The sequence below is a fragment of the Streptomyces sp. NPDC028289 genome, from assembly GCF_055565975.1.
This window is the reverse complement of the sequence record NZ_JBVHTI010000001.1, coordinates 729,832-745,444: the sequence shown is the minus strand read 5'-3', so window position 1 is coordinate 745,444 and position 15,613 is coordinate 729,832. Positions and strand designations below refer to the sequence as shown.

At 74.2% G+C, this 15,613-nt stretch carries 14 protein-coding genes and 1 riboswitch; of the genes, 5 read left to right on the top strand and 9 right to left on the bottom strand.

The annotated features are described in order from the left end of the window. Nucleotides 1-13: 13 nt before the first annotated feature. On the top strand, nt 14-1,249 hold the full coding sequence (locus ACZ4UV_RS03315; RefSeq protein WP_467835629.1) for a cytochrome P450: 1,236 nt from the start codon (nt 14-16) through the stop codon (nt 1,247-1,249). 292 nt (nt 1,250-1,541) lie between these two features. Here the strand turns inward: ACZ4UV_RS03315 and ACZ4UV_RS03310 are convergent, their stop codons facing one another. The 6 genes from ACZ4UV_RS03310 to ACZ4UV_RS03285 form a co-directional block, all read right to left on the bottom strand. Then, on the bottom strand, nt 1,542-1,955 hold the full coding sequence (locus ACZ4UV_RS03310; RefSeq protein WP_217551566.1) for an aggregation-promoting factor C-terminal-like domain-containing protein: 414 nt from the start codon (nt 1,953-1,955) through the stop codon (nt 1,542-1,544). A 338-nt stretch (nt 1,956-2,293) separates the two neighbouring features. Next, nucleotides 2,294-3,103, bottom strand: a complete 810-nt coding sequence (locus ACZ4UV_RS03305) for an ECF transporter S component (protein WP_351494314.1) — start codon at nt 3,101-3,103, stop codon at nt 2,294-2,296. Further along, nucleotides 3,100-4,719 (bottom strand): ABC transporter ATP-binding protein, encoded by a 1,620-nt coding sequence (locus ACZ4UV_RS03300; protein ID WP_390045359.1) that lies wholly within the window; start codon nt 4,717-4,719, stop codon nt 3,100-3,102. Before ACZ4UV_RS03300 ends, ACZ4UV_RS03305 begins: the two co-directional genes overlap by 4 nt. Continuing rightward, a complete protein-coding gene (locus ACZ4UV_RS03295) occupies nt 4,716-5,744 on the bottom strand; it encodes a CbiQ family ECF transporter T component (protein ID WP_467836509.1) in 1,029 nt (342 codons plus the stop codon). The genes ACZ4UV_RS03300 and ACZ4UV_RS03295 overlap by 4 nt, the downstream gene beginning before the upstream one ends. A gap of 604 nt (nt 5,745-6,348) precedes the next feature. Then, complete coding sequence (locus ACZ4UV_RS03290; RefSeq protein ID WP_451020464.1) at nt 6,349-6,978, bottom strand: SCO2322 family protein; 630 nt, start codon at nt 6,976-6,978, stop codon at nt 6,349-6,351. Further along, the gene (locus ACZ4UV_RS03285) at nt 6,975-8,198 is read right to left on the bottom strand and encodes a prenyltransferase/squalene oxidase repeat-containing protein (RefSeq protein ID WP_467835627.1); all 1,224 of its coding nucleotides are present in this window, start codon (nt 8,196-8,198) and stop codon (nt 6,975-6,977) included. The genes ACZ4UV_RS03290 and ACZ4UV_RS03285 overlap by 4 nt, the downstream gene beginning before the upstream one ends. A gap of 114 nt (nt 8,199-8,312) precedes the next feature. Further along, nucleotides 8,313-8,455: riboswitch (cobalamin riboswitch) on the bottom strand. A gap of 37 nt (nt 8,456-8,492) precedes the next feature. Between ACZ4UV_RS03285 and ACZ4UV_RS03280 the strand changes: the two genes are divergently transcribed. Beyond that, entirely contained in the window at nt 8,493-9,143 is a 651-nt protein-coding gene (locus tag ACZ4UV_RS03280; RefSeq protein ID WP_451020466.1) for a phosphotransferase family protein, read from the top strand. Here ACZ4UV_RS03280 and ACZ4UV_RS03275 read toward each other — a convergent pair. Together ACZ4UV_RS03275 and ACZ4UV_RS03270 are read right to left on the bottom strand one after the other, a co-directional pair. Further along, entirely contained in the window at nt 9,140-9,508 is a 369-nt protein-coding gene (locus tag ACZ4UV_RS03275; protein WP_451020467.1) for an antibiotic biosynthesis monooxygenase family protein, read from the bottom strand. The genes ACZ4UV_RS03280 and ACZ4UV_RS03275 overlap by 4 nt on opposite strands. A 94-nt stretch (nt 9,509-9,602) precedes the next feature. Continuing rightward, nucleotides 9,603-10,652, bottom strand: coding sequence for a hypothetical protein (locus ACZ4UV_RS03270; RefSeq protein ID WP_467835625.1), 1,050 nt, complete (start codon nt 10,650-10,652; stop codon nt 9,603-9,605). 265 nt (nt 10,653-10,917) lie between these two features. On the opposite strand from ACZ4UV_RS03270, the gene ACZ4UV_RS03265 reads away from it, so the two are divergent. Then, a complete protein-coding gene (locus ACZ4UV_RS03265; protein ID WP_390045373.1) occupies nt 10,918-11,499 on the top strand; it encodes an XRE family transcriptional regulator in 582 nt (193 codons plus the stop codon). On the opposite strand, the gene ACZ4UV_RS03260 is transcribed toward ACZ4UV_RS03265, so the two are convergent. After that, a complete protein-coding gene (locus tag ACZ4UV_RS03260; protein WP_451020469.1) occupies nt 11,492-12,577 on the bottom strand; it encodes an MBL fold metallo-hydrolase in 1,086 nt (361 codons plus the stop codon). The genes ACZ4UV_RS03265 and ACZ4UV_RS03260 overlap by 8 nt on opposite strands. Nucleotides 12,578-12,750: 173 nt before the next feature. Between ACZ4UV_RS03260 and ACZ4UV_RS03255 the strand changes: the two genes are divergently transcribed. Beyond that, nucleotides 12,751-13,293: a GNAT family N-acetyltransferase gene (locus ACZ4UV_RS03255; protein ID WP_451020470.1), complete on the top strand. Its 543-nt coding sequence runs from the start codon at nt 12,751-12,753 to the stop codon at nt 13,291-13,293. Between the two features lie 137 nt (nt 13,294-13,430). Further along, nucleotides 13,431-15,554 carry a S9 family peptidase gene (locus ACZ4UV_RS03250; RefSeq protein ID WP_451020471.1) on the top strand — a complete coding sequence of 708 codons (2,124 nt, stop codon included), beginning with the start codon at nt 13,431-13,433 and terminating at the stop codon, nt 15,552-15,554. Nucleotides 15,555-15,613 lie beyond the last annotated feature (59 nt).

Below are 15,613 nucleotides of genomic sequence, written 5' to 3'. Positions count from 1 at the left end.
GGAGTGAGTCGCCATGCCCTGTCCCGCGCTGCCCGACGGGTTCGACCTCACCGACCCCGATCTGCTCCATCACCGGGTGCCGCTCCCGGAGTTCGCAGCCCTGCGCCAGGCCGAACCGGTCCGCTGGATCGAACAGCCGCACGGCATCGCCGGCTTCGCGGACGACGGCTACTGGGCCGTCACCCGGCACGCGGACGTCAAGTACGTCTCCACGCACCCCGAGCTCTTCTCGTCCTGGCTCAACACGGCGATCATCCGCTTCGGCGAGCACATGCAGCGGGACGCGATCGACGCCCAGCGGCTGATCCTGCTGAACATGGACCCGCCCGAGCACACCCGGGTCCGCCAGATCATCCAGCGCGGTTTCACGCCACGCTCCATCCGCGCCCTGGAGGAGCGGCTGCGCGCCAGGGCGGGGGCGATCGTCGAGGCGGCCCGTGCGCACTCCGGCCCCTTCGACTTCGTCACCGAGGTCGCCTGCGAGCTTCCCCTCCAGGCGATCGCGGAACTGATCGGCATCCCGCAGGACGACCGGGCCAAGATCTTCGACTGGTCCAACAAGATGATCTCGTACGACGACCCGGAGTACGCGATCACCGAGGAGGTGGGCGCAGAGTCGGCCACCGAGCTGATCGCCTACGCGATGAACATGGCGGCCGACCGCAAGCAGTGCCCGGCCAAGGACATCGTCTCCACGCTGGTCGCCGCCGAGGACGAGGGCAACCTCAACTCCGACGAGTTCGGCTTCTTCGTGCTGATGCTCGCGGTGGCCGGCAACGAGACCACCCGCAACGCCATCACCCACGGCATGCACGCGTTCCTGACCCACCCCGAGGCCTGGGACCTCTACAAGCGCGAGCGCCCGGCGACCGCGGCCGAGGAGATCGTCCGCTGGGCCACACCGGTCAACTCCTTCCAGCGCACCGCGACCCAGGACACCGAACTGGGCGGCAAGCTGATCCGCAAGGGCGACCGGGTCGGCGTCTTCTACGCCTCCGCCAACCACGACCCCGAGGTCTTCACCGACCCCGACGCCTTCGACATCACCCGCGACCCCAACCCCCACCTCGGCTTCGGAGGCGGCGGCCCCCACTACTGCCTCGGCAAGTCCCTGGCCGTCCTCGAAATCGACCTGATCTTCACCGCGATCGCCGACGCGATGCCGAACCTGCGCCTGACCGGCGACCCGGACCGGCTCCGCTCGGCATGGATCAACGGTGTGAAGCACCTCCAGGTCACCACCGCGTAGGCCGCCTCGGACCCGAGGCGCGCCGCACGACACCCCTCCGACCCGGGCCGACGGCTCCCGGCGCCGCCGGCCCGTCCCGAGGGAGGCAGGAGCACCCCCTCCCTACGCCCCGTTCCTGCCTCCCCCGAGACGCCGGTCACCGCCCTCTCCGGCGGTGTCCGGACATACGTCGGCACCCTCGCCCAGGAGAAGGGGCGAGGGTGCCGGGGTTCAGGGGCGCGCGGCGCCGGGGATCAGCGGCGGGTGCGCGGCTCGGCCGCGATCGACCGCGGGTGCGCGCGGGTCGGCCGGCTCAGTACCAGCCGTTGGCCTGCCAGAAGCTCCAGGCGGCGGTGGGGCTGCCGTAGCGGGAGTTCATGTAGTCCAGACCCCACTTGATCTGGGTGGCGGGGTTGGTCTTCCAGTCGGAGCCGGCGGACGCCATCTTCGAACCGGGCAGGGCCTGGACCAGGCCGTAGGCGCCGGAGGAGGAGTTGGTGGCGGAGGGGTTCCAGCCGCTCTCGTGCGAGACGATCTTGCTGAACGCGTTGAACTGCGCGGCGTCCGGAATCATCTTGTGCGCGATCGCCTGGGCGGAGGAGGCCGACGTGGTGGCGGCCTGGGCGGGCGCCGCGGTCAGGGCCATGCCGGCGGCGGCAGCGGCCACGGCGGCGGTGGTGAGGGCCTTCTTCGGGGAAGCGATGCGGCGGATGAAGGACACGGACACGGAGAACCTCGTTCGTCGGGGACAGGGAGTCGCCGTGTGCTCCGGAACCACCTGTGGGGGCTGTCCGTATGCGTCGGCGCCGCGGCCCGCTGTGGGCTCGTGGCGCCTGGCGACGTCGTCCAGACAAGCAGGCCCGGAAGTCGTCCGCAATCACCCCTTTTACTAGTGGTGGTCGCATAGGCGGATTTGGTCCGTTGTGTGGCGTAGCTCTCAAACCGCAGGTCAATGGGGGTGGCAAAACGGACATAGTGGCAAAGCCCGACTACTGTTCCGGATCGTAGGTGACGTGCGTCATGTGGGGTGCTTCACCGGTCGCGTCACCGGCCGCGTACGACGGCTCACGTCCCGGGACCGTCGAATGTGACCGCGGTCTCGAAAGCGGCCCGCCTGGTGGCTCGGCGCAGCGCCCGCAGCAGTGCCGGACCGAGGAGGAGGGTGAGGACGACCGTGCACAGGGCCCGGCCCAGGTTCCAGCCCATGGCGGTGGCCAGGCTGTAGGCGAGGAAGCGGGCCAGGTTGGCGGCGGGCCCGGCGTGCGGGTCGAAGGCGAGGTTCGAGGCGTTGCCGGCCAGCAGCGGCCAGCCGGCCAGGTCGACGACCAGGCCGTAGGCGAAGGCCGCCAGGAAGCCGTAGCCCGCCAGCAGCGCCAGCTCACCGCGGCCGCGCAGCCGCCCGGCACCCGGCAGCAGCCCGGCCCCCATGGTGAACCAGCCCATCGCCAGCATCTGGAACGGCAGCCACGGCCCCACCCCGCCCGTGAGCAGCGCCGACGCGAACATGGTGAGTGAGCCCAGGGTGAACCCGAAGCCCGGTCCGAGTACCCGCCCGCTCAGCACCATCAGGAAGAACATCGGCTCGATCCCGGCGGTCCCGGCGCCGACCGGCCGCAGCGCCGCCCCGGTCGCGGCCAGCACGCCCAGCATGGCGACTGCCTTCGGACCCAGCCCGGACTCCGCGATCGTCGCCGCCAGCACGGCGACCAGCAGCACCAGCAGACCCGCGAAGAGCCAGGGCGCGTCCTGGGCGTGCGAGGCGATCCGGGAGGACGGCGGGGCGAGGAACGGCCAGCCGACGGCGACCACCCCGACCGCGCTGACGAGGAGCAGAGCGACGAGGGAGCGGGGGCCGAGCCGCACCGGGCCGGTCACGCCAGGGCCTCGCGGACCTGGGCCACGGTGAGCCACCGCTCGGGCGCGAGGACCTTCGTCACCTGCGGCGCGAAGGACGGCGAGGAGACGACGATGTCGTCGGTCGGCCCGTCCGCGATGACCTCGCCCTCCGCGAGCAGCACCACCCGGTGCGCGAGCTCCGCGGCCAGCTCCACGTCGTGCGTGGCCAGCACGATCGCGTGCCCGTCGGCGGCGAGCCCGCGCAACACGCCCACCAGCCGGGCCTTCGCCGCGTAGTCCAGGCCCCGGGTCGGCTCGTCGAGCAGGAGCAGCGGCGGCCGGGCGGTGAGGACGACGGCCAGCGCGAGGGCGAGCCGCTGCCCCTCGGAGAGATCACGGGGGTGCGTGTCGTCCGCCACCCCGGGCAGCAGGCCGGACACCAGCCCGCGGCAGGTCCCCGGCGCCGCCCCGGCGTCCCGGTCGGCGGCCGCGCACTCGGCACCGACCGTGTCGGCGTACAGCAGGTCACGGGGTTCCTGCGGGACCAGCCCGACGAGGCGCACGAGGTCGCGCGGGCGGGTGCGGTGCGGGACCGCGCCGCCGACCCGCACCGCGCCCGAGCCCGGCTCGACCAGCCCGACCAGGGCGCCCAGCAGCGTGGACTTCCCGGCGCCGTTGCGCCCCATGAGGGCGACGGTCTCCCCGGCGGCGACGGTGAGATCGACGCCCCGCAACGCGTCGACCCGGCCCCGGCGGACGCCGAGGGAACGGACCTCGGCGAGGGGAGCCGCGGGGCCGGCCGCGGCGGTCGCGGGCCGCTGCTCCGGGACCCGCCCGCCGAGGCGCTCCCGCAGCCCGGTCGCCGTCGCCCGGCGCCGGGCGTCCCGCACGGTCATCGGCAGCGGCGACCACCCGGCCAGCCGCCCCAGCTCCACCACCGGCGGACACACCGGCGACACGGCCATCACCTCGGCGGGCGTCCCGCACACCGGCGCGGCCCCGGCCCCCGGGAGCAGCACGACCCGGTCGGCGTACTGCACGACCCGCTCCAGCCGGTGCTCGGCCAGCAGCACGGTCGTGCCCAGGTCGTGCACCAGCCGCTGCAGCACGGCCAGCACCTCCTCGGCGGCGGCGGGGTCGAGGGCGGAGGTCGGCTCGTCGAGCACCAGGACCGCGGGATGCGGGGTGAGCACCGACCCGATCGCGACCCGCTGCCGCTGCCCGCCCGAGAGCGTGGCGATCGCCCGGTCCCGCAGTTCGGCGAGCCCCAGCAGGTCGAGGGTCTCCTCCACTCGCCGCCGCATCACGGCCGGGGCGATCCCCAGCGACTCCATCCCGTAGGCGAGTTCGTCCTCCACCGTGTCGGTCACGAAGTGGGCGAGCGGGTCCTGCCCCACCGTGCCCACCACATCGGCGAGTTCACGCGGCCGGTGGGTCCGGGTGTCCCGGCCGGCGACCGTCACCCGCCCGCGCAGGGTGCCGCCGGTGAAGTGCGGCACGAGCCCGCTCACGGAGTTCAGAACCGTCGACTTCCCGGTCCCGGACGGGCCCACCAGCAGGACGAGTTCCCCTTCCGGCACCTCGAAGTCGACCCCCTGCACGGCGGGTCGGGCCGCGCCGTCGTAGGTCACGGAGACGTCCTCGAAACGGATCACGACGGCTCCTCCTCGGGACCCTCGGGAACGATCAGGGCGGGCAGCAGGCCGAGCAGCACGGCGGCCGCGGGCCAGAGCGGAAGCGTGGGGGCGACCAGCGGTACGACACCGGGCTGCAGGGCCGCCGGGTCGCGGACGGACGCCAGGGTGAGCAGGGCGGCGACGGCGGCGCCCGCCCCGGACACCAGCCAGGCCCGCGCGTCCCACGGGTCCGGCCGGTACCGGGTGCGTGGCGAACGCCGGCCGCCCAGCCGCAGCCCCGCCAGCGCGGCGGCCACCCCGGCCGGCAGGACGGGCAGCCCGTAGCCGCCGCCCTCAGTGGTGAGCAGCCCGTACAGCCCCGCGCAGACGCCGAGCAGACCGCCGAGGGTCAGCCCGGCCGTCGTACGGCGGACCCGGTCCGGGACGTCCGCGCTGCGGCCGTACCCGCGCGCGTCCATCGCGGCGGCGAGGGCGACCGACCGTTCCAACGCGCTCTCCAGGACCGGGAGCGCGACCTGGAGCAGGCCGCGGATGCCGGAGTCGGGACGGCCGCGCAGCCGCCGGGCGGCCCGCAGCCGCTGTACGTCGGCGACGAGGTGCGGGGCGAAGGTGAGCGCGACGACGACGGCCACGCCCAGCTCGTACAGGGCCCCGGGCAGGGACTTGAGCAGCCGGGCCTGGTTGGCGAGCGCGTTCGCGGCACCGACACAGATGAGGAGGGTGGCGATCCGGAGCCCGTCGTAGAGGGCGAAGACGAGCGCCTCCGCGGTGACCCGGCCGCCGAGGCGGATGCCCTGGGCCCAGTGCGGGAGCGGGACTTCGGGGAGGGTGACGAGGGTGTGCGCGCCGGGGACGGGCGAGCCGAGGACGACGGTGAACGCGAGCCGCACGAGGAGGACGGCGAGGCCGAGCCGCGCGAACGCGGCGTAGGAGCGCGCCCAGGGGGCGGTCCGGCTGCGACAGGCGGCCACGACGTAGGCGGTGACCGCGATGAGCAGCCCGAGGAGGAGCGGGTTGGTGGTCCGCGACGCCGCGACCCCCATCGAGAGCGACCAGAGCCACCAGGCGCCGGGGTGTACGGGTGAGCGGCGCTGGTGCCGGGGGACGGCGGGTTTCACTCGCCCGCGCTCGCGGGGTGCCTCCCCCAGCCTTCGGCCGGGGGGACCCCCAGCGCCCACCCGTGCCGCCCCAGCGGCACGACTGCCCGCAGCCAGAACGTGCCCCGCAAGGGCCGCGAGCCCCCACCGGCCCGCGGTGGCGTGACTGCCTGCGGTTGGGGCGTGCCCCGTCAGGGGCGCGGGGAGCTGCGCGGGAAGCTCCCACCGGCCCGCGGTGGCGTGACTGCCTGCGGTTGGGGCGTGCCCCGTCAGGGGCGCGGGGAGCTGCGCGGGAAGTTCCCACCGGCCCGCGGTGGCGTGACTGCCTGCGGTTGGGGCGTGCCCCGTCAGGGGCGCGGGGAGCTGCGCGGGAAGTTCCCACCGGCCCGCGGTGGCGTGACTGCCTGCGGTTGGGGCGTGCCCCGTCAGGGGCGCGGGGAACTGCGCGGGAAGTTCCCACCGGCCCGCGGTGGCGTGACTGCCTGCGGTTGGGGCGTGCCCCGTCAGGGGCGCGGGGAGCTGCGCGGGAAGCTCCCACCGGCCCGCGGTGTCAGGCATTTCTGCGCCGCCGTGTCTGCCAGAAGGCTCCCGCGGCGAGGAGCACGACAACTCCCACACCGGCCGCCGGCCCGAGCGACGGTCCGCTGCCCGGCGTACCCCCGGCCCCCGCCGTCGCCGTCACCTTCTCGCCGCAGCCCCGGGAGGGATACCCCCCGATCGCGCACAACAACGCGTTCGTGTCGTACCGCAGCGGCTTCGCCACCGCCGCCAGTGCCGCCGCCGTCGTCGCGTCCTCGGACACCACCGCGCAGGCTGTCCGCCGCGCAGGCGGCCGCTCTCCCGAGGGCGCGTCCGCCGTCGTACCGAAGTCGACGACCAGCCCCACCCGTTTGCGGCCACCGACGGCGGGGGTGTCCGCACAGATCGTCCCGAAGTCCGCCGTGCCGCGCGGCTGCGACGCGTCCGCCGAGTCCTCGCTCACCGCGAAGCGGAACCCCTCGACCGACCCGTCGGCGGGCTGAGCGGTAGAGGGGCCCTGCGTGGCGTACGTCCAGTGCGCGCCGTCCCGCTCCCAGAAGGACCAGTAGCGGTAGCCGGTGGCCGCCGCAGGCCCGGCGGCCGTCGCGCACAGCGTCAGCGCGGCCAGGAGCAGCAGCGCCGCACGACGGACCGCGGTCACGGCTGCTGCTGCTTCCGGCGGCCGCTGAACAGGAAGCCGATGCCGATACCGGCGACGAGCCCGGTGCCGACGATCCACCACACGCTGTTGCCCGACTTCTTCCCCTCGCTGTGCTTCTCGGCGTGCTTCGCGGTGGCGGCCTGCGGGGCCGGTCCCGTCGCGTCCAGCGCCGTCACCAGGTTCGTGCCGCCGAAGTCGCGCGGGTCCGCACCCGTCGCGTGCGCGGCGAGGACCAGCTCGGCGTAGGCCGCGGGCCCGCTCTGCGCCGCCCACGGCGCGGCGTGCGCCTCCAGCCAGGCGTACGGCTTCCGCGCCTGCGCGGTCCAGCCCTGCGCGGCCAGGGCGACGACCGCGTCGGCGGTGTTGCCGTAGTCCGGCTGCGGGGTGGCGCCGGGGAGCGCGGAGACGAGGTGGCCGGTCGTGGACATGGCGTCCGCCAGGTACGCGGCGCCGTTGCGGGCCACCTCCTCCCGCGTGAGCGTCTTGCCGGAGTCGGCGCACGCGGGGCCCTTCGCCGGGGCCTTCCCGGCCGTCGTCACGAACCCCTTGCCGAGGGCTCCGAGCACGCCGGCCGCCGTCGCGTCCGCGTTGGCGGCCAGCTTCCCCTGCTTGTCCGGCTGGTAGGCGAGAGCACCGCCACCGTCCTGGCCGCACGGGAGGGACCACTTGGCGAGGAGGTCGTACGGCGACCTCGGCGCGCTCGCGCCGGCCGCCGCGAGCGCGCCGACGACCACGCCGGTGGAGTTGGTGTCGCTGGGCGAGCCCGGGGTGTAGCCCCAGCCGCCGTCCTTGTTCTGCTGCGACTTCAGCCAGGTCACGGCCTTGTCCGCGGCGGCGTCGTGCCCGCCGACCGCTTTCAGTGCCTGTACGGCGGCGGCCGTGCTGTTCGTGTCGACCGTCACCTTGGCGTCACAGGCCGCCGTCGGCTCGGCGCGGAACGCGGCGAACGCGCCGTCCGCGCACTGCTGCCCGGCCAGCCAGTCCACCGCCTTCACGGCCGGGGTCACCCCCACCGCGCGCTGGGCCAGCAGAGCGAGGGACTGGCGCCAGACGCCGTCGAACTTGGGGTCCGTAGCGCCGTACAGCCCCGACGGGAGCACCGCCGACGCGGACGGTGACGGGGACGTGCTGCCGGCGGCCAGTGCGGTCGTCGCGGGCGTGGCGGTACCGATGACGGCGGTGGCGGCCAGCACTCCGGCGGTGCGGCGGAGAACGGTCATGGTCGGCGGGTGCCTCTCCCTGCGGGGAGCCGGGCAGCGCGGGAGACCCCGGCGGCTCGGCTCCGTAAACCTCGACGGTGCCGTGCGACGACGGGTGCCGGCGCACACGAGCCGATCAACGTCCCGGGCGCGGCGGTCCGGCTTGCCACGGGGCGTGTGGCTCACGGTTGCGGGTCAGCGCCGGAATTGCACCGGCTTCCCCCCGTACGGGTGATGACGACCCGGCTACTTTACCGGCCGCCCCGGGGAAGCTGAGAGGGGGCTGTGCGGGGACCGTTTCGTTATGGTCCTGCCATGACGGGGAGACTGCTCGGTTCAGGGCGTTCGGCCGACGTGTACGAGCTCGACGAGGCCTGGGTGCTGCGCCGGGACCGGGACGGCTGGGGGGACGCGGCCGCCGAGGGCGCGGTGATGACGTACGTACGGGAGTACGGGTACCCGGCGCCCCGGGTACGGCCCACCGGGTCCCGTACCGAACTGGTCATGGAGCGGCTGTCCGGGCCCACCATGCTGGCGGCGCTGCTGGCGGGGGAGACGGGCCCGGCGGAGGGCGGTGCGCTGCTCGCCTCGCTGCTGCGGGAGCTGCACACCGTGCCCGGCCGGGACCCGGCCGACCCCGGCGTCCGGGTCCTCCATCTCGACCTGCATCCGGACAACGTGATGATGACCCCCGACGGTCCCCGGGTCATCGACTGGAGCAACGCCGAGGACGGGCCGCCCGGACTCGACTGGGGCATGTCCGCGGTGATCCTCGCCCAAGTGGCCCTCGGCGCGTACCCGTTGGCCCATGACATGCTGACGGCCCTGCTCGCCGACCCCGGCGAACTGACAGAGGAGGGACTGACGGAGGCCCTGCGCCGCCGGGCGGCCAATCCGACGATGAGCCGAGGGGAAGTCGAAGTGCTCGGTGCGGCGGGGCAGTTGATACGGTCGATCGCCTTCTAGCCTTCGAGCACCGATCCCCGCGTGAAACCGTGGCTCCGCTCCACTTTCGCCACGTGCAGGGTGTAGCTCTCGTACCACTCGGCCCGCCCGCGCTGCTGCGCCGCGCGATGCTCGGCGTCGGTCCGCCACCGGGTGAGCGCCTCGGCGTCGCGGAAGTACCCGACGGTGATGCCCAGCCCGCCGGGAGTCTGCGCGTGGTCCATCCCCAGGTAGCCGGGGATGTCCTTGACCAGGTCCTCCATGCGTGCGTTGGTCTCGCTGTAGCCGCTCTGGTCCTGGGTCCGCACCGTGGTGAAGACGGCCACGTAGTAAGGGGGTTCGTAGGCCTCGACGGGCGCGACAGGCGCTTCCGGGTGATTGCTCATGGCGGCACCGTAGGGCGGGACGCGCCCGGCGATCCAGTTTCTTTCCCGAACGGGATGCACACGGGATCGAACTCCTGACTCTTTGCCAAAACCCTTAGGCCGCGTTCGCGAGCGGGGTGATCTCCGCCGACAGGTGGCGGGCCATGCGGCGCAGTGCGTCGTCGCAGGCGTTCGGGGTCTCGCCCAGCGCCACCCAGAGGGCCAGCCGGTCGGCGGCGGTGGCGTGCGGGCCCGCGGTGACGTGGGTGCCGGTGTGCTGGGTGAGGAGCATGCGGTCGGCGCCGGACTCGTGGGCGGCGTCGGGGGAGAGGTCCAGGCGGTCGAGGCGGCCGGTGGCGGCAGGGTAGGCGAACTGGATCGCGGCCGCCCGCTGCCGGGTGGGCGTCGTGTCGGGCACCTCGCCGGTGGCGAGGGCGGCCGCGGCCTGGGCGAGGTCGACACCGGTGGCCCGCTTGACGAGGAGCGGGATCAGGTCGCCCGGCAGATGCGGGGCGACGTCGGTGACCCGGGGGCCGCGGTCGGTGAGGGTGAGGCCGATGTGCAGGACACCCCGGTCGACGCCGAGGGCGTGCACGGTGCGGTCGACGGCCAGGCGCAGGAAACGGTTGTGCAGCAGGCCGTCGTGGGCGTGCACGGTGTGCCGGAGCGGCTGCCGGGCGGGCGCCGGGCCCAGGGTCGTACGGGTGATGGCGGCGATGCGGATCTCGCCGTCGAGGACGACCGTCTCGGCGGAGACGCGGGGCGCGCCGGGGGCGTCGAGGTCGCCGGGGTCGCCGGTGGGAACGGTGCGGGCGGCCAGCAGCGCGCGCAACGCGGGCGGGTCGGTACAGGCTTCGGCCGCGGCGAGGGAGGGGCCGGGCAGCCCCAACTGCCCGGCGATCCTCGCGGCGGCGACCGCGTACTCGCCCGAGTAGGTCAGCACGCCGCGGACCCGGTGCCGGGCCGCGAACCGTACCACCGCCGACGCTGTCGCGCCGCCTTTGCCGGGGTCCGCCGCGAGGTGACCGGCCAGGCACGACTGTGCCCAGGCGGGCGGCGCGGCGTCCACCAGCAGCACCGGGCGGGCCGCGGCGATGCGCGTCAGCACGAACTCGTCGTACGCGCACCGGTGTCCGGCACCGAGGAGCAGCACGGGCTGCGGCATCGGTCGCCTCACCTTCCGGGAGGAGGCGGGGCGGCTGGTCGCCCCGGATGCCACTCCCCCATAGGCGGCACCCGGGGCGGGTCGGTTCGACCGTGGCCTGGTGACGTGATCCTTTCGTGTCGGTCCGTCATATGTCAACAATTGCTGCCCTCTTGGGCAGCGGTTCTTGTCATGTCTGGTGGGCGGGACCGGTGATTCGATAGCCTCGCGTCTGCCCGGCCCCGCTCGGCCGGCCGACCGATCACGCGCGTCCAGGGGGACCTTGGTGAGTGACGCCCATGCCCCGCTGACCGGCGTACTGGAACGGCTCGGGGAGCTGACCGGACGTCCGGGACGGCTCTCCGAGGCGCTGGACGTGGCCGACCTGTCGTACCGCACCGGGATCCCGGTCGGGGTGGTCGCCGAACTTCTCGCAGGCGGGGCCGCGCCCGAGGCGGGGCTCGCCGAACGGGTGCGGCAGCGGTTGGACTTCATCCGCGAGAACCGGCGCCGCCCGGACGGCAAGCGGTACTCGCTGGGCGAGCTCGCGGCGATCGCCGGCACCAGCCGGCAGTGGCTGAGCGAGTGGCGCAAGAGCGGGCTGCCGAGCCTCGAACACACCGACCGGCTGCGGCGGTTCTTCGGACTCCCGCCCGGCTTCTTCACCGCCGACGAGCCCGAGGCACTGTACGAGGCGCTCCAGCCGGTGCTCCAGAGCCTGGAGGCCCGGGCCGACCCGCTCTCCCGCCTCCGCGAAAGCGGCCTGGTCCGCCTCGCGGCCCGCGCCCCCCAGATGAACCCCCGCCAACTGGCCACCCTCGCCGACCTGGCGGAAATGCTGATCACCGCCGAGGGTGCGGTCAACTGAGCCGCATCGCCTGCACCGCCACGTAGGTCACCGGCTCGCTCCCCGCCACCGCCTCCGCCCGGCCCAGCTTCACCAGGCGCCGCAGATGGGCCTCGGCCTCCGAGACGGCGATGTTGCGGGAGCCGTAGGGGATCTGGTCCCACGGGCGGTTCCACTCCATCCGCACCGCCAACTGCCAGGGCGTGAGCGGCTGCTGGAGGAGGGAGAGCAGGCCGGCGAGGCGTTCCTCGTGATGGGCCAGCAGTGCGCGTACCCGGGCCGGTGCGTCGGTGAAGGTGTACTGGTGGGCCGGGAGGACCTCGGCGGGGGCGAGGCGGCCGACGCGTTCCAGGGAGTCGAGGTAGTCGCCGAGGGGGTCGGTGACGGTCGCGTCGTCGGGGTCCTCGTAGAGGCCGATGTGCGGGGTGATCTCGGGGAGCAGGTGGTCGCCGGAGAACAGGCGTCCGTGGCCCGGCAGCTGGGCGGGGTGCTCCTCCTCCAGGTGCAGGCAGACGTGACCGGGGGTGTGCCCCGGCGTCCAGACGGCGCGCAGCCGGCGGCCCGGGAGGTCGAGGAGTTCGCCGGGGAGGATCTCGCGGTCGGGGAGGGCGGGGGCCAGGCCGGGCGGGGTGCTGCGGCGGGGTCCGCCGCGCAGCGGCGCCACGTGCTCCTCCGGCGCCCCGGCGGCCGTCAGCTTCGCCGCCATGTACGTGAACCACCGCTCCGGCCGGGTCTCCCGGGCCCGCCGCACGATCGCCGCGTCGGCCGCGTGCATCGCGATCCAGGCCCCGGACGCCTCGCGCACCTTCCCCGACAGGCCGTGGTGGTCGGGATGGTGGTGCGTGATGACGACCCCGTGCACCTCGCCGACGCCCGTACCGCACGCCTCCAGCCCCGCCACCAGCACGTCCCACGATTCGGGGTCGTCCCACCCGGTGTCGACCAGCACCGGCCCCCGGTCGGTGTCCATCACGTACACCAGCGTGTGGCCGAGTGGATTGTCCGGGATGGGCACCGCGACCGAGCGCACACCCCCGCCGAGATCCCGCACCGCGACCTCCGGCCGCACCTCCGCCGACTCGCCCAGACCGTCCGTCATCAGCCTTCCTCCGCCCCCGCCCGGTCCCGCCGGCCCCACGGCCACTGCCCACTATAACGAGACCTGATGACGCGTCAGACAGGCGGTGGGCGAAGTTCACTTGACGACGCTCCGGCCTGCGGCGGCCACAAAACGGTTTGCCGCCGGCCGGCCCGGCCGGATAGGAAGCACGCATGCTCAGAGGCAGCACGGTCGGGCTCCGGGCCCGGCACGAAGAGGACATCCCGGTCCTGCGGGCCGAGCTCTACGACGACGTGGTCTACTCCTCGCTGGTCGACAGCGATCCGTGGCGGCCGGTACCGGCCGGGTCGAAGGACCCACGGCTCACGGTGGACCACAAGGACGACGGGAGCGTCAGGTTCTCCGTGGTGGAGCTGGCGGGCGGCACGCTGGTCGGCACCGCCACGCTGTGGGGCATCGACACCCACAACCGCCTCGCGCACCTCGGACTGGGCCTGCTGCCTGCCGCCCGCGGCCAGGGCTACGGCACCGACGTGGTCGCGGTCCTGTGCCACTACGGCTTCGTCGTGCGCGGCCTGCGCCGCCTGCAGATCGAGACCCTGGCAGGCAACGCCGCGATGCTGCGCGCCGCCGAGCGCAACGGCTTCGTCCGCGAGGGCGTGCTGCGCTCCTCGGCCTGGGTGATGGGCGAGTTCGTGGACGAGGTGCTGCTCGGACTCCTCGCCGAGGAGTGGCAGCAGGCCTCGAAGTCCTAGGTCTGGGGCCAGGCCCGGACCTCAGGTCCAGGTCTGTGTCTGGGCCTGGGGCCTGTACAGGGCCCGTACTCGGGGTGATCAACGGGCGGTCGCGATATTCCGTGCCGTCGTCCCGGACGAATGACACAGTGCCGGGCATGGTGACTTCCCCGCTGCTGCGACAGATCGCCCGCACCCGCCGCTTCACCCTCGGCGCGCCCGCCCGTTTCACCGTGGCGCCGGACGGTGCCTGTGTCCTGTTCCTGCGGAGCCGGGCCGGGGACGACCCGGTCGGCTGCCTGTGGAGGCTCGATGCGGCGACCGGCGCGGAACGGCTGCTGGCCGACCCCGCCGGACTGCTCGGCGACGCGACCGACGAGGTGCCGGAGGAGGAGCGCGTCCGGCGCGAGCGCGCCAGGCAGCAGGGCGCCGGGATCACCGACTACGCCACCGACGCGGCCGTCCGGACGGCCGCGTTCGCGCTCTCCGGACACCTGTGGGTGGTGGACACGGTCTCCGGCGCCGTACGGCAACTGCCCGCCCGGCAGCCGGTGGTGGACCCGCGCCCGTCCCCGGACGGCCGGTACGTCGCCTACGTCTGCGGCGGTGCGCTCCGGGTGATCGGCGCCGACGGCGGCGGCGACCGGGCGGTGGCCGCGCCCGAGCCGGCGGAAGGCCCGGACGTCTTCTTCGGCCTGCCGGAACATGTGGCGAGCGAGTCGATGAACCGCCACCGCGCGTACTGGTGGGCACCGGACGGGGAGCGGCTGCTGACGACCCGGGTGGACAACCGCGAGGTCGGGCTGTGGTACCTCGCCGATCCGGCCGACCCCGCCAAGCCGCCGCGCACGATGCGGTACCCGCGCGTCGGTACCGCCAACGCCGACGTCACGCTGTGGATCGCCGACCTGGCGGGCAACCGCACCGAGGTCCGCTGGGACCGGGCCGCCTTCGAGTACCTGCCCGCGGCCGGCTGGGACGGGCACGGCCCGTTCGCCGCCGTCCTCAGCCGCGACCAGCGCACGCTCCGGGTGCTGGCCGTCGACCCGGGGGACGGTGCGACCGGCCTCCTGGCCGAGCGGCGCGACGAGCGATGGGTGGAGCTGCTGGTGCCCGGAGTGCCCGCGCGGACGGCCGGCGGCGCCGTCGTCGACTACCTCGACCGGGGCGAGACGCGGCACCTGGGCATCGACGGCACACCGGTCACGCCGGAGGGCCTGCAGTTGCACGAGGTGCTCGCGGTGGACGGGGAGACGGTGTTCTTCACGGCGGCCGCTGAGCCCACCGAGCGCCATGTGTGGAGGTACCGTCCGGGCCAGGGCGTACAGCGGTTGACCGAGCAGCCTGGCGTGCACTCCGGCGCGTTCGGCGGCGGCACGTTCGTCCGCGTCACGCGCACACCGGATCTGCCGGGCTCGCGCACCACCGTGCACCGGCTGACCCGGGACGGCCTGCCGGAGCCGGACGGCCCCGCGCCCGTCAAGATCGGCTCGCACGCCCAGCGACCACTGCTGAGGCTGCGTGCCGAGTCCGCCGTCGTCGGGCCGCGGGAACTGCGCACCCGCCTCTTCCTGCCGTCCTGGCACCAGGCCGGTGACGCCCCGCTGCCGGTGCTGGTCGACCCCTACGGCGGCCCCGCCATGCAGAAGGTGCTGGCCGAACAGGCCTCGCACGCCTTCGTCTCGCAGTGGTTCGCCGAACAGGGCTTCGCGGTGCTGGTGACGGACGGCGCCGGTACGCCCGGCCGCGGGCCGCGCTGGGAGAAGGAGATCTTCGGCGACCTGATCGGCCCGACCCTGGACGACCAGGTAGCCGCGCTGCACGCGACGGCGGAACGCCACCCGGAGCTGGACCTCGGCCGGGTCGGTATCCGCGGCTGGTCGTTCGGCGGGATCCTGGCCGCCGCCGCGGTGCTGCGCAGGCCCGACGTCTTCCACGCCGCGGTGTCCGGCGCCCCACTCACCGACCAGCGGCTCTACGACGCCTGCTGGAAGGAGCGTTTCCTCGGCCTGCCCGACCGGTACCCGGAGCACTACGAGCGGTCCTCGCTGCTCGCCGACGCTCCGAACCTCAGCCGTCCGCTGCTGCTGGTGCACGGGCTGGCGGACGACAACGTCTTCGTGGCCGGCACGCTGCGGTTCTCCAGCGCCCTGCTGGCCGCCGGGAAACCGCACGAGGTGCTGCCCCTGAGCGGCATGACCCACGCCGCACCGACCGACGACACGTTCGCCCGGTTGCTGGGGCACCAACTGGAGTTCCTCCGCCGTCACTTGACCGACTGACCGGGCACGGCGCCCGGTCAGCGCGCATGGCGGCCCTTTCGAAGGCGTCAAAAGTGCTG